The organism is Mycobacteroides saopaulense (assembly GCF_001456355.1).
In the GTDB taxonomy this organism is placed as follows: Bacteria; Actinomycetota; Actinomycetes; order Mycobacteriales; family Mycobacteriaceae; genus Mycobacterium; species Mycobacterium saopaulense.
Genome location: NZ_CP010271.1, coordinates 3,731,627 through 3,750,302 on the forward strand (window position 1 = coordinate 3,731,627; position 18,676 = coordinate 3,750,302).

23 protein-coding genes are annotated in these 18,676 nt (G+C 65.7%); 5 read left to right on the forward strand and 18 right to left on the reverse strand.

Features of this window, described 5'->3' with window-relative positions; genetic code table 11:
- Nucleotides 1–39 precede the first annotated feature (39 nt).
- The 10 genes from MYCSP_RS18745 to MYCSP_RS18790 form a co-directional block, all read right to left on the reverse strand.
- Nucleotides 40–798, reverse strand: coding sequence for a class I SAM-dependent methyltransferase (locus MYCSP_RS18745; protein WP_088414686.1), 759 nt, complete (start codon nucleotides 796–798; stop codon nucleotides 40–42).
- A gap of 35 nt (nucleotides 799–833) precedes the next feature.
- Nucleotides 834–1,082, reverse strand: coding sequence for a hypothetical protein (locus MYCSP_RS18750; protein WP_162266381.1), 249 nt, complete (start codon nucleotides 1,080–1,082; stop codon nucleotides 834–836).
- 20 nt (nucleotides 1,083–1,102) lie between these two features.
- The gene (locus MYCSP_RS18755; RefSeq protein ID WP_083013414.1) at nucleotides 1,103–1,621 is read right to left on the reverse strand and encodes a hypothetical protein; all 519 of its coding nucleotides are present in this window, start codon (nucleotides 1,619–1,621) and stop codon (nucleotides 1,103–1,105) included.
- On the reverse strand, nucleotides 1,614–2,051 hold the full coding sequence (locus MYCSP_RS18760) for a hypothetical protein (protein ID WP_083013413.1): 438 nt from the start codon (nucleotides 2,049–2,051) through the stop codon (nucleotides 1,614–1,616). The genes MYCSP_RS18755 and MYCSP_RS18760 overlap by 8 nt, the downstream gene beginning before the upstream one ends.
- 37 nt (nucleotides 2,052–2,088) lie before the next feature.
- Nucleotides 2,089–2,565 carry a hypothetical protein gene (locus tag MYCSP_RS18765; RefSeq protein WP_070909256.1) on the reverse strand — a complete coding sequence of 159 codons (477 nt, stop codon included), beginning with the start codon at nucleotides 2,563–2,565 and terminating at the stop codon, nucleotides 2,089–2,091.
- 101 nt (nucleotides 2,566–2,666) lie between these two features.
- Nucleotides 2,667–3,650, reverse strand: coding sequence for a porphobilinogen synthase (hemB, locus tag MYCSP_RS18770; protein WP_088414688.1), 984 nt, complete (start codon nucleotides 3,648–3,650; stop codon nucleotides 2,667–2,669).
- A gap of 14 nt (nucleotides 3,651–3,664) precedes the next feature.
- On the reverse strand, nucleotides 3,665–5,305 hold the full coding sequence (locus MYCSP_RS18775; RefSeq protein ID WP_088414690.1) for a bifunctional uroporphyrinogen-III C-methyltransferase/uroporphyrinogen-III synthase: 1,641 nt from the start codon (nucleotides 5,303–5,305) through the stop codon (nucleotides 3,665–3,667).
- A gap of 31 nt (nucleotides 5,306–5,336) precedes the next feature.
- Nucleotides 5,337–6,260, reverse strand: coding sequence for a hydroxymethylbilane synthase (hemC, locus tag MYCSP_RS18780; protein ID WP_070909249.1), 924 nt, complete (start codon nucleotides 6,258–6,260; stop codon nucleotides 5,337–5,339).
- Nucleotides 6,261–6,331: 71 nt separating this feature from the next.
- On the reverse strand, nucleotides 6,332–7,663 hold the full coding sequence (locus tag MYCSP_RS18785) for a glutamyl-tRNA reductase (RefSeq protein WP_088414692.1): 1,332 nt from the start codon (nucleotides 7,661–7,663) through the stop codon (nucleotides 6,332–6,334).
- A 144-nt stretch (nucleotides 7,664–7,807) separates the two neighbouring features.
- Complete coding sequence (locus MYCSP_RS18790; protein ID WP_070909247.1) at nucleotides 7,808–8,062, reverse strand: glutaredoxin family protein; 255 nt, start codon at nucleotides 8,060–8,062, stop codon at nucleotides 7,808–7,810.
- A gap of 97 nt (nucleotides 8,063–8,159) precedes the next feature.
- Here MYCSP_RS18790 and MYCSP_RS18795 point away from each other — a divergent pair, with 97 nt between their 5' ends.
- Together MYCSP_RS18795 and MYCSP_RS18800 are read left to right on the forward strand one after the other, a co-directional pair.
- Nucleotides 8,160–9,080, forward strand: a complete 921-nt coding sequence (locus MYCSP_RS18795; protein ID WP_088414694.1) for an HAD family hydrolase — start codon at nucleotides 8,160–8,162, stop codon at nucleotides 9,078–9,080.
- Nucleotides 9,081–9,166: 86 nt separating this feature from the next.
- Nucleotides 9,167–9,634 (forward strand): FAS1-like dehydratase domain-containing protein, encoded by a 468-nt coding sequence (locus tag MYCSP_RS18800; protein ID WP_070909245.1) that lies wholly within the window; start codon nucleotides 9,167–9,169, stop codon nucleotides 9,632–9,634.
- Here the strand turns inward: MYCSP_RS18800 and MYCSP_RS18805 are convergent.
- Complete coding sequence (locus tag MYCSP_RS18805) at nucleotides 9,631–10,635, reverse strand: AraC family transcriptional regulator (protein WP_070909244.1); 1,005 nt, start codon at nucleotides 10,633–10,635, stop codon at nucleotides 9,631–9,633. The two genes, MYCSP_RS18800 and MYCSP_RS18805, sit on opposite strands and share 4 nt — an antisense overlap.
- Nucleotides 10,636–10,744: 109 nt before the next feature.
- Here MYCSP_RS18805 and MYCSP_RS18810 point away from each other — a divergent pair, with 109 nt between their 5' ends.
- Genes MYCSP_RS18810 through MYCSP_RS18820 form a run of 3 tightly spaced genes read left to right on the forward strand, consistent with a single transcriptional unit; the run spans nucleotide 10,745 to nucleotide 12,811 of the window.
- Nucleotides 10,745–12,178, forward strand: a complete 1,434-nt coding sequence (locus MYCSP_RS18810) for a DUF1254 domain-containing protein (protein ID WP_088414696.1) — start codon at nucleotides 10,745–10,747, stop codon at nucleotides 12,176–12,178.
- Nucleotides 12,179–12,188: 10 nt separating this feature from the next.
- Nucleotides 12,189–12,533 carry a heme-binding protein gene (locus MYCSP_RS18815; RefSeq protein ID WP_070909242.1) on the forward strand — a complete coding sequence of 115 codons (345 nt, stop codon included), beginning with the start codon at nucleotides 12,189–12,191 and terminating at the stop codon, nucleotides 12,531–12,533.
- On the forward strand, nucleotides 12,530–12,811 hold the full coding sequence (locus MYCSP_RS18820; RefSeq protein WP_088414698.1) for a hypothetical protein: 282 nt from the start codon (nucleotides 12,530–12,532) through the stop codon (nucleotides 12,809–12,811). Before MYCSP_RS18815 ends, MYCSP_RS18820 begins: the two co-directional genes overlap by 4 nt.
- A gap of 62 nt (nucleotides 12,812–12,873) precedes the next feature.
- Here the strand turns inward: MYCSP_RS18820 and MYCSP_RS18825 are convergent, their stop codons facing one another.
- From MYCSP_RS18825 to proC, 7 genes are all read right to left on the reverse strand, one after another.
- A complete protein-coding gene (locus MYCSP_RS18825) occupies nucleotides 12,874–13,461 on the reverse strand; it encodes a DUF4352 domain-containing protein (RefSeq protein WP_083013407.1) in 588 nt (195 codons plus the stop codon).
- A gap of 264 nt (nucleotides 13,462–13,725) precedes the next feature.
- The gene (locus MYCSP_RS18830) at nucleotides 13,726–14,655 is read right to left on the reverse strand and encodes an NAD(P)H-dependent flavin oxidoreductase (RefSeq protein ID WP_083013406.1); all 930 of its coding nucleotides are present in this window, start codon (nucleotides 14,653–14,655) and stop codon (nucleotides 13,726–13,728) included.
- A gap of 142 nt (nucleotides 14,656–14,797) precedes the next feature.
- Complete coding sequence (locus MYCSP_RS18835) at nucleotides 14,798–15,871, reverse strand: lysophospholipid acyltransferase family protein (protein WP_088415669.1); 1,074 nt, start codon at nucleotides 15,869–15,871, stop codon at nucleotides 14,798–14,800.
- A 22-nt stretch (nucleotides 15,872–15,893) separates the two neighbouring features.
- The gene (locus MYCSP_RS18840) at nucleotides 15,894–16,958 is read right to left on the reverse strand and encodes an SDR family oxidoreductase (RefSeq protein ID WP_070909238.1); all 1,065 of its coding nucleotides are present in this window, start codon (nucleotides 16,956–16,958) and stop codon (nucleotides 15,894–15,896) included.
- A 63-nt stretch (nucleotides 16,959–17,021) separates the two neighbouring features.
- Nucleotides 17,022–17,123 (reverse strand): 30S ribosomal protein bS22, encoded by a 102-nt coding sequence (locus MYCSP_RS18845; RefSeq protein ID WP_003402602.1) that lies wholly within the window; start codon nucleotides 17,121–17,123, stop codon nucleotides 17,022–17,024.
- Between the two features lie 195 nt (nucleotides 17,124–17,318).
- On the reverse strand, nucleotides 17,319–17,579 hold the full coding sequence (locus MYCSP_RS18850) for a helix-turn-helix domain-containing protein (RefSeq protein ID WP_005061934.1): 261 nt from the start codon (nucleotides 17,577–17,579) through the stop codon (nucleotides 17,319–17,321).
- A 142-nt stretch (nucleotides 17,580–17,721) separates the two neighbouring features.
- The gene (gene proC / locus MYCSP_RS18855; RefSeq protein ID WP_207547357.1) at nucleotides 17,722–18,609 is read right to left on the reverse strand and encodes a pyrroline-5-carboxylate reductase; all 888 of its coding nucleotides are present in this window, start codon (nucleotides 18,607–18,609) and stop codon (nucleotides 17,722–17,724) included.
- Nucleotides 18,610–18,676 lie beyond the last annotated feature (67 nt).

Consider the following 18,676-nt stretch of genomic DNA (forward strand, 5'->3'; position numbering starts at 1 on the left):
AATACCCCTAGGGGGTACCAAATAACAGGGTGACCTGCGCTACAGACCGCGCCTGGCCACGACGATCTGCAACGGCATTGGCAGCTGAACCCTGGCGCGGAGTTCGACGACGATCGACGGGTCCGCATGGGCAGCAAGGCTACGCAACGCCTTCGGACCATAGGCACGCAACTGACTGATGGCGCCGTCATGAGCCACCGGACGCGCCCACCCCACCGCCGCCGACAGGAGGTACGAGGGCGCCAACAGCGGTGCTGGCAGGCGCAGCAGGTCGATGATCAAGAGGGTGCGCCCCACCCGGGTGCCCTCGGCGAACACCTTCGCGGCAAGCGAGGGCGGGAGATGGTGAAACGACAGCGCGAACACCACCAGATCGAACGCCCCATCCGGAGCGTCAATAGCCGTCGCATCCATGGCGCGGACGGTCACCCGGGAGTCCGAACCCAGGCCGGACGCGGCGATACCGGCGACAGAAGAGGGCTCGATGTCCGTCACCGTGACCGAGACATCGGGGCGCAACTTCAGCAGTTCGCGGGACAGGCCACCGTGCGCGGCGCCAAGCTCGAGCACGCGCGGACTATCGATGCCGACCAGGAAGCAGGCCGCCTGCTGCGCATTCCACCGGTGCAGCCCCTTCTTCTCGCCGAGAAGGTCAAGCGACTCGACGACAGCCTGTCTCTTGGCGGGAACGTCGTCGCGGTCCAGGTACTCCAGCCGGTCGGTCTGCAGCTTGCGATCCCATAGGCGAGCACCGAATCCAGCGCGCGGCATCAGGTCGATATCAACGGTTTCGGCCATGCCACCAGCGTAGGTCAATATCAGGCATCCTGATATTAGAATGAGCTATGAATCGCCTGGCCTGCCTCGCGCCGTGCCCGGACACCGCGTGATATCGCCATGACCAGGAATACGCCGGCCACCGCGGTGAGCGCGAGCGCCCGGGCCACGCAGGCACCGTCCAGCGCGGTGAAGTACAGCGTGGGCTCCCCCTTCGCGACCGGCGCGACCTCGGTGGGCACGCGGGCCGCCACCGCCGCCCAGACGGCGAGCGCGGCCGCCACCGCCGCGACGGCCAGATCCACCGCTACTCGTTTCCCGAACTTCACCACTGCTCACTCTCGATATCGATTTCCGGATCCTCCCCCAGATCCATGCCTGCCGGCGGTGCGGGCACCAACGTCGCGAGCGCCGTCCGCAGCTCCTGGTGCTTCTTGGCCCATGCCTGCGCCCGACGCCCTCCCGTCAGCCGCAGACCGACGGGTTTACGCCCCTTGGGCACACCCGTCAGCTCACCCAGCGGACGAGACTCCTCCCACACGTGGCGGTCGTCCTCGGGATACAGCCACTTGATCTGGCTGACCGCCAGGGTCTCGCCGCCCTGACGGAGCTCGGTGGGCGTCAGCTCCACGGTGGCGTGCACCCGCGCGGCGTATATCTGCAGCGATATGAAGAACGCGACGATGGCCGCGGTGATCAGCGGCATGACCAGGCTGTAACCCCCCTTGCCCCATACCTGCAGGCCGAACATGATCAGCCCGGCGAGCGGACCGAGTAGCAGCCACCGCCATCGACCACCGGGCTCGTAGAACAGGCGCGGTTCACCGTTCGGCACGTCAGCCATGGTCGCCCCCGTCGAACCAGTCCTGCGCGGAGGGCCTGATGACCAGCACATTGGCCACGATCAGCGCCAACGCCGCGATGAGCAGCAGCGGCCCCACCGAACCGGAGGTTGCCATGGCGATGGCACCGAGGACCGAGACCAACGACAGCGCGATCAACGCCCGGCGATAGCGCTTGTCTCCCTGCCGGGTGCGCCGCGCCAGAAAGGCGATGCCGACGGCCAACAGGATGCACAGCACACCCCACGCCCGGAAGTAGGTGACGAGATTTCGTACGTACTCGTCGCTCAGCTCAGGCTTCGCGGCGGCTCGCACCGCGTCATAACGCTGGGTCACTCCGGCCACTCCGTTGAGGAAGAGGGCCGCTGCCGCGACCACCCAGAACCAGAACGCCACATCGACAATGCGCGGGCGCGGTTGTTCGGGAGTCATTCGGGCGCCTTCGTCATTCGGGCAGCGTATCGGGGCGCTAGCGCTGCCTCGTCAGGTACGCGGTGGAGTCCTCGCGATGCAGTAGGAACAGGCCGCCACAGATCAGGACGGACGCGGTGATACCCGAGAGCGCCTGCACAATCGCCGGAACGCCCTCCAGGTCGATCAGCCGCGTCGCGGTGAACACCACCGACCCCACCGCGCCACCGGTCAGGAAGGTCCGGGCCAGCCGATACCCGGCGCGCATCAGGAATATCCCGGTGACGACGAGCGCTCCAACCACCACGACGATGAACCCGTTGAAGGCGTACACCGTCCACAGTGGAGCCGCCTTGCGCACCTCCGGGTCCTGCTGCCATTGGCCGACATTGGCGGCGAAATAGCTCACGATCATCAGCGGGAGCGAGGCCAGCCAGAGCCAACAGCCGGTGTCGATGTCGTCGGGCCGCGGCTTGGCCGGACCGCTCGGAGGTTGTCCAGCCAATCCGCCGGGATGGTGCGGATCGGGATACATCACTCGACCACGGTAGTGGAGAACCGCACGACCGTGCTCCGCCAGCTTGATCATCCGCGGACGAAGTGGACAAAATCGCAGCTAGACGCGGCTCGGTAGGCCTAACCGGCGAGCCAGCCCGCCGCATCCGCGGCCCAGTAGGTCAGCACGATGTCGGCCCCCGCGCGCCTGATGGAGGTCAGCGTCTCCAACGCCATGGCCTGCAAGTCGATCCAATTATTCTGTGCCGCAGCACAAATCATCGCGTACTCGCCCGAGACCTGATATGCCGCTACCGGCACCGGCGACACATCGGCGACCCGCCGCAGCACATCGAGGTAGGCCATCGCCGGTTTCACCATGACGATGTCGGCGCCCTCCTCGACGTCAAGTTCTGCCTCACGCAAGGCTTCCCGACCGTTGGCGACGTCCTGCTGATAGGTGCGACGATCGCCGCGCAGTGAGGAGCCCACCGCCTCGCGGAACGGACCATAGAACGCCGAGGCGTACTTGGCCGCATACGCCAGGATGATCACATCGGTATGCCCGGCAGCGTCCAGTCCGTCGCGGATGGCCGCCACCTGGCCGTCCATCATGCCGCTGGGCCCCACCACATGGGCCCCCGAATTCGCCTGCGCCACGGCCATGTCCACGTACCGCGTGAGCGTCGCGTCGTTGTCCACCCGGCCGGAGGCATCCAGCACCCCGCAGTGACCGTGATCGGTGAACTCGTCGAGGCAGGTATCGGCCATCAGCACCGTGGCATCACCGAGATCTGCCGACAGCGTCGACAACGCGCGGTTGAGGATGCCCTCGGGCGCCAGGCCGGCACTTCCGGTTGCGTCCTTGTCCTTCTCCTGCGGCACGCCGAACAGCATCAGACCACCCACACCGGCCTTCACCGCGTCCTCGGCGGCCCTACGCAGGGATTCGACGCTGTGCTGCACCACGCCGGGCAGCGAAGAAATCGGCTTGGGCTCCGATATCCCGTCCGCCACGAACATCGGCAGCACCAATTGTCGTGGCGCCAGCGTGGTCTCGGCCACCAACCGGCGGATGGCCGGGGTGGTCCTGAGCCGGCGGGGCCGCTGGCTTGGAAAAGGCACAGTAAAGGCCTCCGCTATCTCCGTCGACTCTTCTTACGCGGCGGTGGCAGCGCGCCCTCGGTACGCAGCCTGGCGGCGTGCTCGGCGAGCGCCTCGACCAGCGGTCCGACGGCCGCGGTCTCCGGCTGGACGTCCACCCGCAGCCCGAATTCGATCGCGGTCTCGGCGGTCTTCGGTCCGATGCAGGCCACGATGGTGCGTGCATGCGGCTTACCGGCGATACCCACCAGGTTGCGAACCGTCGAGCTCGAGGTGAAGCACACGGCGTCGAAGCCACCGGTCTTGATCATCTCGCGGGTCTGCGCGGCCGGCGGTGCCGCACGCACGGTGCGGTAGGCGGTCACGTCGTCTATTTCCCAGCCACGCTCACGCAGGCCCTCGGCGAGAGTCTCGGTCGCGATGTCGGCACGAGGCAGCAGCACCCGGTTCACCGGATCGAAAACGTCGTCATAGGGCGGGAATTCGTCCAGCAAGCCCAGCGAAGACTGCTCTCCTTCGGGCACCAGCTCGGGATTGATACCGAAGGCGCGCACCTTGTCGGCGGTGGCCTGTCCCACGCATGCGATCTTCACACCGGAGAAGGCGCGGGCGTCCAGGCCGAACTCGGCGAACTTCTCCCACACCGCACGCACCGCGTTGGTGGAGGTGAAGACCACCCACTGGTACCGGCCATCGACCAGACCCTTGACGGCCCTTTCCATTTGGGCGGGGCTGCGCGGCGGTTCCACGGCGATGGTGGGCACCTCGACCGGCAGAGCTCCGTATCCGACCAGCTTCTCGCTCATCTCGCCGGCCTGATCCTTGGTGCGCGGCACCAGCACGGTCCAGCCGTACAGCGCGCGGCTCTCCCACCAATTCAGCTTGGAGCGGCCACCGACCACGCGGCCGATCGTCAACACCAGGGCACCGGTCATCGGGCCGTGCGGGTCATTGGCATCCACCGGAACGCCGTCGATGAGCGACCCCAGCGTGGTCTCCGCGGTGCGCTGCGCGCAGGTGGTGCCCTGCGCGGTAACCGCCACCAGGGTCTGGTCGGCCAGACCATGCTCGATGAGCGCCTTGGCGGCATCGGGCACATGCGTCGGAGTGGCATGCAGGATCAGCGGGCCGGGAGCGGCGGCCAGCGCCGCCCAATCCACGTCACCGCGCACATCGGCGACGGTGTGCGCGGAGCCCGGAGGCAGGCCGGCGTAGGCGGGCACCGCGGTGCTCGACGACAGACCGGGCAGGATCTCGAAGGCCACCTGGGTCCGCGTGACCGCGTGAACCTCGGCGAGCACGGAATCGATCGAGAGCGGATCGCCGGCGACCAGGCGCACGACGTCCACACCGTTGCGGGCCTCGGCGACCAGAGTCTTGGCGACATCGGCAGGATCGCCCAGCGCCGGGCGGATGTCGATGGTCAGCGGCGGCTCGGCGGCGACCTGGCTGTCACCCGAAGCGGGCGCATCGTCACCGGTCACGGGTTTGACGGGCGCGGGAATCTCGACCGCGGATCCGACGAGGTCAAGCACCGCCTGCGGCACGTCGGGATCGGTGAACGCGACCGTGGCACCTGTGAGCACCGCGCGCGCCCGGACCGTCAACAGACCGGGGTCTCCCGGACCGGAACCAACGAACAGGATGCGCCCTGGCTTCTTGCGCCCTCGGGTCACTACTGCCTCCCATATCGGCGGTTTGCGCCGCCTATTCAGCTGTCATCAGTGCTCGCGCACCGAGATCGAGCAGCTCCCTCGCGACCGCGAGCCCAAGCTCCGCGGCCCGATCGGGGGTGCCGATCCCAGAGGCCCGAATCACGTCAGATCCGTCCAGCGCCGCCGCACATCCGCGCAACGACAGTTCGTCGAAGACGCGGCCTTCCTCATCGATCGACTCGACCACCTCGGCGATCGCGCCGACCGGTGCGGTACAGCCCGCCTCCAGCTCGGCAAGCAGAGCCCTTTCGGCAGTCACCGCGGCGCGCGTGTCGGTGTGATCGAGTTCCGCCAGCACAGCCACCAGATCGGTGGCCTCACTGCGGCACTCCACCGCCAGCGCTCCTTGAGCCGGTGCGGGCAACATCTGCACCGGTTCCAGTGTCTCGGTGATGCGGTCCAGACGTCCGATACGGGCCAAACCCGCCCGGGCGACTACCACAGCATCAAGATCACCGTTGGAGACCCTGCTCAACCTGGTATCCAGGTTGCCTCTTAGGGGGCGAATTTCCAAACCGAGACCCAGTGCTCTAAGCTGTGCCGCCCGTCGCGGAGACGAGGTACCGATGACGGAACCCGCGGGCAACTCCCCTAGCACCAATCCGTCACGAGCCACCAGAGCATCGCGATAGTCTTCACGTGGCGGAATGGCGGGTATGACGAACCGGGGGTCGGCCGCCGTCGGCAAATCCTTGTACGAGTGCACGGCAACATCGACGACATCGTCGGCGATGGCCTCACGAAGAGCAGCCGTGAAGACCCCCACTCCGATTTGCTCGACAGGTGCTGCCGACTGGTCGCCGGCGGTCGTCACGATTACCAGCTCTGCCTCGTGCCCTTTCGCGCGAAGCGCGTCCCGAATCACCCCGGCCTGAGTCGTCGCCAACAGGCTGCCGCGGGTACCAATTCGGATCATGAATGAGCCTCTCGGGCGATGACGGTCACGGTCGGACAAGCCTCTCGGCGAAGAACATCAACCACGACGCCCTATTCGTGTAATTCCTTTGTGGCGAGCGGTAATTCACCGGCCGTGGCCACCGCCTCGACGGTGTGCGGATCGAGCTCGAACAACTCGCGTAGTGCCTCGGCATAGCTGTCACCACCGGGCGCCGAGGCCAGTTGCTTCACCCGCACCGTGGGGGCGTGCAACAGCTTGTCGACGACGCGGCGAACGGTCTTGGCGACCTCGTCTCGCTCGGCTCCCGCCAGACTCGGCAGGCGCCCATCCAGACGCAGCAGCTCGGCCTCCACCACCTCGGCAGCCCGCTGACGCAGCGCGGTGACCGTCGGCGTGACCTCGGCCATCCGCTCGCCGGTCAGGTACCGGGCTACCTCGTCGTTGACGATCTGCCGTGCCGCGCCCGCGTCGTTGGCCGCCGCACGTGCGGTGGGCTCGCGCTGGATGCGCTCCATGTCCACCACGACCACGCCCGGCAGGCCGGCCACCGTGGGATCGACGTCACGGGGCATGCCCAGATCGCAGAAGACCAGCTGACGGCCACCGCCCAGGGCGCGGTGCACATCGGCCAGGGAGATCACCGGTCGAACCGCACCGGTACAGGACACCACCACGTCGGCCTGGGCCAGCGCTTGGTCCATGTTGTCCAGGGTGATCGCCTGCGCGTTCACGCCGGCCTCGCGCGCGGTCGCGGCAAGCCGCTGCGCACGCTCGGCGCTGCGGTTGACGACCCACAGGTTGTCGATACCGGCGCGGATCAGCTGTGCGGTGGCCAACGAGCCCATCGAACCGGCACCGACGACGGCTGCCGTGCGTCCGGGAAGCCCGTCGAGCTTGCCGTCGGCCAAGTCCAGGGCCACCGACACCACCGAGGCTCCGGCCGCGTCGATACCGGTCTCCGAATGCACGCGCTTACCCACGCGCAGCGCGCTCTGGGACAGCTCGTGCAGCACCCGGCCGACCGCCTGATGTGATTCGGCGGTGGCGTAGGCGTTGCGCACCTGGCCCAACACCTGCTGTTCACCGACCACCATCGAATCCAGGCCGCTGGCCACCGCGAACAGGTGCTCGACGGCGGCCTCGCTGTACCGCACGTAGGCGTATTTGGTGAGCTCGTTCATGCCCATCCCGGCATGCCGGGCGATGGCCTCCCCGATGACGGTCAGGCCGCCGTGAAAGGCCTCGACCACGGCATATACCTCGACCCGGTTGCAGGTCGAGAGCACCATGACCTCGGTGACCAGGGGCGATTGCAGAATGTGTTCGATGATCTTGGGCTGATCGGCCTCGCCAATCGCCAGCTTCTCCAGCACCGGCACAGGCGCGCTACGGTGCGAGGCTCCGAACAGCAGGACACTCACCGCAGGTCACTCCGCTGACATCTCAGGGGCTGACGCTCTTCGCGCAAGCGGCTCATCACTGTCCAGCTCCCTTGCTTTTGGTGAGGCTCGAACTTCATGCACGGTAGCCCCAAAATGGCCACTGGGCAAAATCCAAACAGCCTGTTATCGGTCACGTTTCAGGTCCGCCCGCAGCCGAGGCTCGTCCACTTCCCAGTAGCTGTGCTCCTGACCGTCCAGCAGGACCACCGGAAGTCGGTCACCGAACTCCGCCCGCAACGAGGAATCTGTGATCGCGGCCTCATCGACATCGGTGACCGTGAGGCCGACCCCGAACTCGTCGGCCAGGGCCGCCAACTCGCGCTGCGCGCGATCGCACGCGGAGCACCCGGCGCGGGTCAGCAGCGTTAGCGACGTCATACGCCAATTCTGCCACCGGGTCCCCCGAGTTCCCGCCACCCTCAGTAGGGTTGAGCGGCATCCGCACGCGGCGCACAGGAAGGGCGGGTAACCATTCATGACCAGCCCCCAGATCAACGGCGAACCCCCTGCCGAGGGCTCGACGGAGGATCAACTCCTCGCCGAGGCGTTCGCCGAAGACGTCGCGCGGGCTGCTTCCTTCGCCGAGGCCGACGCCGCCGCGGTCGACGAGACGCCGGGACCGCCGCCCGCCGACCTGACGGCGGCCGCGTTCTTCGATGTCGACAACACCCTGGTGCACGGCTCCTCACTTGTTCACTTCGGACGTGGCTTGGCGCAGCGCGACTACTTCCAGTACTCGGACATGCTCCAGTTCATCTGGGCGCAGGCGAAGTTCCGGTTGACCGGCCGGGAGAACTCCGACGATGTGGCGGCGGGGCGGCAGAAGGCGCTCTCGTTCATCGAGGGCCGCAGCGTCGACGAGCTCGTCACCCTCAGCGAAGAGATCTACGACGAGACGATCGCCGACAAGATCTGGCCCGGCACTCGGGCACTGACGCAGATGCACCTCGATGCCGGCCAACAGGTGTGGCTCGTCACGGCCACACCCAAGGAATTGGCGGAGACCATCGCCCGGCGGCTGGGCCTCACCGGAGCGCTGGGCACCGTTGCCGAGTCGGTGGACGGCGTCTTCACCGGACGCCTGGTCGGCGACATCCTGCACGGGCCCGGCAAGGCGCGGGCCGTGCGCAACCTGGCCATCCGCAACGGCCTGAACCTCAAGCGCTGCACCGCGTACAGCGACAGTGTCAACGACGTGCCGATGCTGTCGCTGGTCGGCACCGCCGTGGCCATCAATCCCGACGCGGAGCTGCGGGATGTGGCCCGGCGTCGTGGGTGGGAGGTCCGCGACTTTCGCACCGCCCGCAAGGCGGCCCGTATCGGGGTGCCGTCGGCCGTGCTGCTCGGTGCTGCCGGTGGGGCGTTGGCGGCGGCACTGGCCCGCCGCGAGAAGTGAGTGCCGCCATTACCGCTGCTGATAGGCTCAGCGCCGCTCGAACTGTCCTAGATTCGTCACTGACCTGCAGCGAAATGGGTTAATGCATGGCCATCCGCCAAGACATCGTCGGAACGCACTACCGCTACCCCGATTATTTCGAGGTCGGCCGCGAGAAGATGCGTGAGTTCGCGAGCGCCATCAAAGACGAGTGCGAGGTGAACTCCGGCGTCGTCGCGCCCATCACCTTCCTGGCCGTCGCAGGCCGGCGCGTCCAGCACAAGATTTTCACCGAGATGGACCTGCCCATCAACGTGGCGCGGGTGCTGCACCGCGACCAGAAGCTCAAGTTCCACCGCCCGATCAAGGCAGGCGACCGGCTGTACTTCGACAGCTACCTGGACAGCGTGCTCGAGTCGCACGGCATGGTGACCGCCGAAGTGCGCGCCGAGGTCACCGACGAGAACGGTGAGCCCGTCGCCACCAGCATCGTGACCATGATCGGTGAGGCCGAGGGACACGAACGCGATGCAGCCGCCATGGCCGCGAACATCGCCTCACATCGCAAGAGCTAGACATCTCTCCTGCTCAGCCGGTAAGCGCTCGGGGTGACTCCGAACCAGCGCTTGCAACTTCGGGTGAACACGCTCTGCTCGGCGTAGCCCAGCTGCCGGCTCAGGTGGTCCAGGCTCAGATCGGTATCGGACAGCAGTCGCTCTGCCGCTTCGCGACGGGTCTGGTCCACCAGTTCACCGAAGGTGGTGCCCTCGGCGCCGAGTCGCCGTTGCAGCGCCTTCGGGTGCACTCCGAGGTGTAATGCGATGTCCCCCAATCCGATCGCCCCGGTGGGAAGCAGCTGGCGGATGAGCAGCCGGGCCAACTGACTGGAATCGGGCTTGCGATTCACGTGGGTGCCGGTCAGATAGTCGACGGCGGTCTGGTGGGCAAGGTGATCCTTGGGCAAGGATTTCTGCATGTCGGTGGCGCGCAATGTGAACCCACCAACGGGTTCACAGAAGAACGGCGGACACCCGAAATAGTGCCGATAGGCCGATACCGCGGTGAGTGCCTGATGCGGGAGGTGCACGGAAACCGGTCGATAGCCGGTGCCCAGGAAGTGATGCAGCACCCGCAGCGTGACACCCAGGGACAGCTCAACGGCCTGCGCCTGCGGAGGCGCAGGTGCGAGTAGATACTCGAACTCGAACCGGCACAGCGCGGGATCGGGGTGGCCCATCATCCGGGCGCCGATCGCCGGACAGTATGCGCCCATGAACTTTTCAAGAATCGCGAAGGCGTCGGCAACCGTTGCCGCCGTGCGTGCCGCCAAACCGACCGGCCCCAGGATCTCGATGCCCTGTCGCCGGGCCAGTTGCCGGCCGAAGTCGGGTGCGTTCAGGGCGGTCGCAGTGTCCTCCAGTGCGCGGGCACCGTTGGGCAGCGAGATAAACCGCTCGTACGAGCCCGCATCGGCCGGCGAAACCCGGGCTGCGGCAAGCAGTTTGCTGCCATCACCGCCGAGCTCGGCCACCAGTTGGTGATAGTTGGTGAGCGCCGAACCCCGGATCACCGCCACGTCCCAAACTGTCAAATATTTGTCTTCTATTGTCAAGACAAGCAGGTGGGGCATGCTGCACGATCAACGTTCGGCGACTTATCGCCGCAACAGGAAAGGGTGGGCGCGCGTGAAGGTTTGGTGTACGCAGTGGACCAAATTCTTGGTCGTGATGAGCACCGTCGCATTGGCTACCGGACTCACCAGCTGTTCGAAAGAGTCTGATTCCCAGAAACTTTCCGCCGATGAAGCGAAGTCCATCGCCATGGACGCCTACATCTACGGTTATCCCCTGGTCACCATGGAGATGACCCGCCGCGTGATGACCAACGTGGAAAAACCCCAATCTCCGCGCGCTCCAATGGGACAACTCATGCGGATGCGCGAGTATCCCAATGCCGCGTTCCGTGACGTCACCGCCCCCAATGCCGATACCCTGTACACCAACGCGTTCGTCGACGTGGGCAAGGAACCGTGGATTCTGAGCCTGCCGGAGGCGAACGGCCGGTACTACCTGTTCCCTATGTTGGACGGGTTCACCAACGTCTTCGAAGTACCCGGAAAGCGTACGACAGGCACCGGGCCGCAGACCTACGCCATCACCGGCCCGGGCTGGAAAGGCACCCTGCCCCAAGGGGTCACCGAGTACAAGTCCCCTACGGCCATCGTGTGGCTGCTAGGCCGGATCTACTGCACCGGCACCCCCGAGGATTACGCGGCCGTACACGCGTTGCAGGACGAGATCTCGTTGGTGCCACTGAGTTCGTACGGCACGCCGTACACCCCGCCCGCCGGCACGGTGGATCCGGGCATCGACATGAAAACGCCCGTCCGCGAACAGGTCAACAATCTGAGCACCAAGGCATACTTCGATCTGCTGGCCACCCTGCTGAAGGACAACCCGCCCGCCGAGGCCGATAAGCCGATGGTGGAGAAAATGGCCAAGATCGGTGTCGAGGCCGGAAAGCCCTTCGACATCGACAAGCTCGGTGCCGACACCGTCAACGCCCTGCAGTCGGTACCCAAAGAAGCGTTCGACAAGATCATGGCGCACTTCAAGGACGCCGGCGCGAACATCAATGGATGGGTGTTCACCACGAAGACCGGTTTGTACGGCACAGACTATCTACAGCGTGCGACGATCACGGCAATCGGCTTGGGCGCCAACCGACCCCAAGACGCCGTATACCCGACCTCCGAGGTCGACAGCACCGGGAAACCGTACGACGGCTCCAACGCGTACGTCCTGCACTTCGACAAGGGGCAGTTCCCCCCTGCTGAGGGCTTCTGGTCCCTGACGATGTACGACGCGGGAATGTTCTTCGTCGACAACCCACTGAACCGCTACACCCTGAGCCAACGCAACACCTTCACCACGAACACCGACGGGTCGGTGGACCTGTACCTGCAACACGAGAACCCGGGGCCCGAGAAAGAAGCGAATTGGCTACCCGCACCCGCCGGGAAGTTCAACCTGATGCTTCGGCTGTATTGGCCCAAGGAGACCCCGCCCTCGATCATCGACGGCACGTGGAAACCGCCCGCTGTACAACGAGTCCCGTAAGGAGCTGTCCATGAAACTGATTGCCACAAGTCTGTTTACGGCCCTGGGCGCTGCTGCACTCTTCACCGCAGCAGCGGCGAACGCCGAGCCGGACCGCCCGCCGAACTGCACGGCGGCCGATCTGGCCGGGGTCTCGGCGGGCGTCGCCGCCTCCACGTCGAGCTATCTGTTCACCCATCCAGATGTCAACGACTTCTTCACCAGCCAGGCAGGCAAGCCGCACAGCGAGATACAGACCGCCGTGAAGGCTTACTTCGGCACCAACCCCGACGCCGAGAACGACCTACGCGCCATCCGGCAGCCGGTCGTGGACTTCCGCGAGCGCTGCCAGCTTCCGCAGGAGCGCCAGCCATGAGGCGTATGACGGTACTGGCGACCGTCGCGGTGGCGTTCGCCGGTCTACTGCCGATTGCGCAACCGGCGGCCAACGCCGACGTCTGTGTGGGTGGAGGACGCCGGATCTCGGTGAGCGGTTGCGCCAACATCGCCGACACCGTGCAGCGATACGCGCCCCCGCCCGAGGACTACGCGCCCCTGCCGGACGATCCCCCGCCTCCGCCGCCCCCACCGAACGTTCACGCCTGCGTGGGATACAACGGGCGCTGGGTCAGCGCGAGCGGCTGCAACCCCTAGCCGTCGCTCCGGTACCGGCGACGTACTCGACGACCACGCTGCCGGTGCCGTCCGCCGGTGATTCAGTCCTGAGACAGACTCACCTGGGTTCCGGCGGCCGTCGGCGAGTCACGCAAGAGGATCGCGGAGGGCTCGACCCCGTCGGGAACATCGAACGTGATGGATGCGACGACGCTCTCGCCCGGGCCGAGGTCCGCGCCGAGCATCGGCTGCGAGGCGTCTTGGTCCGCACCGAGCACCTGGTCTCCTGCGACAAGTTGCTGAATCGCCGGCTCGAATCGCTCGGCATCCGCACCGTCATTGACGACGCGCACCCCCACCACAAGATGGCGCCCCGGGGCAGCCTGCGGTACCCCGGAATCGCCAGCGGTAGCTGTCGCCGTGACCTCCGTCACCATCATGGCTAATGGACCCGACCGCACCTCCGCGGCCGCGCCACCGGGGCCGCCGACCGCCGAAGGAGCAACATCGGGAATCAGCACCGCCTGCGAGTACCGAGGGTTCCTACCGTCATGGATACCCGCAAGTGTGGCAACGACGATGAAGAGGGCGATGGCGCCCCCGAAAAACAGGGGTGCTGGAGGAAAATCGCTGCTAATCCGCTGATGGACGGCGGGCAGGTACTTGCCTTCCAGCGAAGGTGCGGTCACGATGGAGATCCTTCATTCAAGGTAGCGGTCTAGTAACATGATGCCTATTGAATGGATGATAGGCAAAGATTACGCGCAGTCTATCGACACAGCACAAGGATCGTTACAGCACGATTTTCGGACGCCATGAGGAAACGCCGACGATCACCCGCTACCGCCTCATCGACTCTTTGCTGCGCCGGGAGGTTCCCCCCGGGGTGCGCGCCGCCAGGACCTGCGGCGATTACACGAGCGTGACGACAACTCACGGTGGGGCCGCAACCCCTAGCCGTACTGGGCGGCGAGCTTGCCGATCACCGCGGCGAACTCGTCCATGGTGGCGTCCAGAATGTCCTTGACCGATTCGACACCACCGATGCGGCCGGCGACTTGACCGCTCATCGGCACGAAGGTGTCCATGTTGCCTCCGAAATAGAGGTCCATCGGATTTCCGGTGTCCAGGAGCGACACCAGATCTCGACGTTCCATCTCCTCGGTGCGCTCGCTGCGCAAAGCACGCAGACCCGGCTTGGTGAGCCGATTGAGCAGCACGGTGTCGGTCTCGCGCGCCGCGACAACCGCGGCCTTCCAGTTTCCATGGATGGGCGACTCCGCGGCCGACATCATCCTGGTGCCCATCTGCACGCCCTCGGCGCCGAGCGCGAAGGCCGCGGCCATGGACGCACCGTCGCAGATGCCGCCCGCGGCGATGATCGGAACATCGACCTGTGAGCGCACCAAGGGCAACAGCACCATGGTGGACGCACCTTTCGGATCCTTGAACCCGCCACCCTCGACGCCCTCCACCACCAGCCCGTCAACTCCGGCATCGACGGCCTTGAGCGCCGCCGCCAGTGTGGGGACGACATGAAACACGGTGAGCCCATGGTCTTTCAGAAAGCGGGTGTACTTGTTCGGATCGCCGGCGCTGGTCGTCACGAATTTCACGCCCTGATCAACCACGAACTGCGCGGTAGACGGGTCCCGCACGAAGGCCTGCGCGATGTTGACACCGAACGGCTTCTCGGTGAGCTCACGCATGATGCGGATCTCGTGCTTGATGGCATCGAGCTCGCCGGAACTGGTTTCGATGATGCCGAGCCCGCCCGCGTCGCACACCGCGCTCGCCAGCTGCGAACGCGCTATCCAGCCCATCGGGGCCTGCACGATCGGCCGCTCGATACCCAGCAGTTCGGTAACCCGGTTGGTGATCACCAGCCGAACCTACGCCTCCCCCAAGCAACTTCGAGGTCGCGGCGGCCCACAGAATCTCACCGACACTCCGCCTTATGGTGACAACGTGCGATACGAAAACGCCACGACACGGCGTGTCGGCGCAGAGAGAAGCGGCAGATGTCTAGCCGAAGAACATGTTGCGCCGACCGGCAAGCAACCGGTACAGCGTCTGCTGAATGGTCTCGCGCACCTGGTCGGTGACTTCGAAGGTCACCATCGGGTCGTCGGCGGCGGCATCGTCGTATCCCTCGGTCGGGATCGGCGTGCCGAACTCGATATGCCACTTGGACGGCAGCGGCACCAGGCCAACAGGACCGGCCGCCGGGAAGAGCGGAGTCACCGGGAAGTACGGCAGCCCGAACAGTCGGGCGATCACCTTCAGGTCGGCGATCATCGGGTAGATCTCCTCGGACCCGACGATCGAGCACGGAATGATCGGCGCCCCGGTCCGGATAGCCGCCGCCACGAATCCCCCGCGACCGAACCGTTGCAGCTTGTAGCGATCCTTGAACGGCTTGCCCAGGCCCTTGTACCCCTCGGGGAACACCGCGGTCAGCTCGCCCGCGGACAGTAGCCGGTGCGCATCGGCCGTGCAGGCCAGCGTGTGCCCCGCCTTGCGCGCCAGCTGCCCCAAGAATGGCGCGTCGAACACCATGTCGGCGGCCAGGTTACGCAGCGTCCGGTTGCCGGGGCAGCGGTCGTGCACCGCGACCGACAGCATCAGGCCGTCAAGCGGCAGCACACCCGCATGGTTAGCCACAACCAGGGCTCCACCGGTGGCGGGGATGTTCTCCACGCCGGTCACGTCCACCCTGAACCATCGGTTGAACAATGGTCTCAGCAAAGGAAGTAGCAGCGATTCGTTGAGGTGCTCGTCGAAGCCGAAATCGTCAACGTTGTAGTCGCCACCGACGCGTCGGCGAATGAACTCGGCGACGGCCGCAATGTTGGCCGCGAGCGCCGTCAACGACTCCTCGTCGCCAACGGGCGCGTTGCCCTGTGCCGCGCGAATCTCGTTGAGGTCATGGATCACAGCAGCGGTGTCCGCGGAATCTCCAGCCGGGGCGTCGTTGGTCAACGATGACGGGTGCCGCCGACCGGCGTCGGCACGCGCCTCCGCCCGGCGAGCGCGTGCAGCATGGCGTTCCGAATTAGCCTGCAGTTGAATAACTTTCGCTTTTGTCTCACCAGCCATGCTCTTCACCTCCACCCTATTTTTACGAACTGATCCTCTGCGCGAGTGCCACCGCGCGATCTCCCAATGAGCGTACCCACTCCGGCTCGATAACTGGAGTGATCCCGCGCCCCCGCACGTAATCACCAAAGGCCCCGATGGTCGTCCACTTGGGCTGGTATCCGAGCTCTGTCTTCATGCGCGTGTTGTCCATGGCACGCCCGTACGCCAGCCAGTCGCGCTGCTCGGAGCTCAACTCGGTATACCGCGTGCCCTTGGTGAAGGACGCGATCGCAGCGACCGCAAACGACGGCACCGGAATGCCGAGCTGACCGGAGCGCCGAACTGCCTGCGACATCATCATCATGCCGTCGGCCGCGATGTTGAAGGTGCCCGCCTTTCCCGCCATGGTGGCGCGTTCGAGCGCACCCAGCGCATCTTGCTCGTGCAGCAGCTGCAGGCGGGCGTCACGCCCGAGCATGGTCGGCACCACCGGACCCGCCAGATACCGCGCCAACGCGGTGTCCATGCCGGGGCCGATCAGATTGGCCAACCGCAGGATGGTCACGGCGACATCGGGACGGCGCCGGCCCAAGCCACGGGCGTAGCTCTCGATATCGATGCTGTCCCGTGCGAAACCGTCGGACGGGGGACGACGCGCACCCATCTCCTCGGTGAACATCACCGGATCCCGGGCGCTGGCCCCGTAGACCTGCGCGGTGGACTTGACCACGACGCGCTGCACCGTGGGGGCCTTCTGGCAGGCCGCGAACAACTGCATCGCGCCCATCACGTTCAGTTCCTTGAGCGCGGCACGTCCACCGGAGCGCGGCGAATAGGAGGCCGAAGCGGTGTGCACCACCGTGTCGACCTCGCCGTTGCGGATGACCTTCGCGATGAACGGGTTCCGGATATCCGCTCGCACGAACTCCGCCCGGCCCATCCGGCGCAGCAGATCCTTGCTCGGAGCGACCGCATCCACCGCGATGACACGATTGATCATCGGATTTTGCACCAGGCGCGCGGCCAGATAGCCCCCGAGGAATCTGCTGGCCCCGGTGACCAGCACAACCCTTGGGTAATGCAGATTGGTCTCGCCGGTACTCACGGACGAAGCTTATCCATCAAGGCAGCAGTAGGCATCCGGAGCGGACGCCCACTAACGCAAGGTTTACTTGCCGAGTTTTCTGCGCTGAACGCGGGTGCGACGAAGCAGCTTACGGTGCTTCTTCTTGGACATACGCTTACGCCGCTTCTTGATGACTGAACCCATGAACTCCTGCTAACTACTGTGAAATCGTCTTTACCGTGGGCGGTGTACAGCGGCTGATGCCAGCCGTACACGAGCGCCCTAACCCCTCAAGGCTTGAAACCAGGGTGCCGCACGACTCTACCCGTTACGGCCCCTCGTCAGGAAACCGGCCGAATCGCAAACCGCTACTCCGGCCGGTTCCTACTCGCCGACGGCCTAGCCGGCGTCGAAGTAAGAGGCCTGCAGCAGATCGTTGACCGCCTTGGCGTGCACACGGAACGACCGGCCGACCCGCACCGCGGGCAGCTCTCCGTTGTGCACCAGCCGGTAGACAGTCATCTTGCTGACGCGCATCAGCGCGGCGACCTCGGCGACCGTAAGGAACTGAGCCTTCCCGGATTGGCCAGCAGCCGACGCATCCCGGCCCGGCTTGGCGCCGGCCCCGTCGCGTGCGGATGGCCCGTTCATTGACGTCATCGCATACCCATTTCCCTCGGCACATGTCGTGCCGCCGATCTTCCCCATCGGCGGTACGGACACGCACGTGCTAGAAGGAGAATAGCGGGACCAGTGGGGTTACTGATACCCGTGTGGGCTAATTGATCAAGATTTGGTTAAATTACTCTGATGTGATTCCGAGCTGCTCGGAGCGTGTTTTTGCGGCGTCGACGGCCGCATAGACGCTTGCCCGCAAACCTCCACGTTCCAGTTCACGCAGCGCAGCGGCGGTAGTACCACCCGGCGAGGTAATCGTTGCGCGTAGCTCCGCGGCGGTCGTGTCGACCTCGGTACGGGTCTGCAATCCGGGGGCGCGATTTTCGTCGGTTTCGGCCCTTTCCAGGAGCATCGCGGCGGATCCGGCCATGGTTTGAATGACCAGATCGGTTGCGACGGGCCTCGTGAGACCCGAGGCGACCCCCGCATCGACGAGCGCCTCGACGAGCAAGAAGAAGTACGCCGGGCCCGACCCGGACAACGCGGTCACCGTGTCCATCTGCGATTCGGCCACCTTGATGACACTGCCCACCGACTCCAGCAGCTCGGCGACCGCGCTGAGCTGCTCGTCATTGGCGAATCGACCCTTCGCGAGGGCACTGACCCCGGCGCCGACCAGCATCGGGGCGTTGGGCATCACGCGCACCACCGGGGCTCCGGCGGCCAGTTTGGATTCGAAGAAGCTCGTGGAGACTCCGGCGGCCACCGAGACCAGCACCTGCTCGGTCTCCCGCTCGGTGCCCTCGGCATCCAGTTTCGCCAGCGCCGCGGCGATCTCCGTCGTCGCGCTCTCCACATCCGAAGGCTTGACCGCCACCACGATGAAGTCGGCTCCCTCGACGGCATCGGCCACCTCGCTGATCCGGATCGAGTAGGCCTCGGCAAGAGCCTTCGCCCGTGCGGGAACCTTCTCCGACACGACGATGTCCTTGGCTTGGCGCCCGGCCCTCAGCAGCCCGGAGATAAGTGCTTCGCCGATATTGCCGCCACCGATGATTGCGATTCTGGACATGCCGACCAGCATGGCAGACCCATTAGCACGTCCGGAAACGGCTTTCGGCCCGGATGCAGGACGTCGC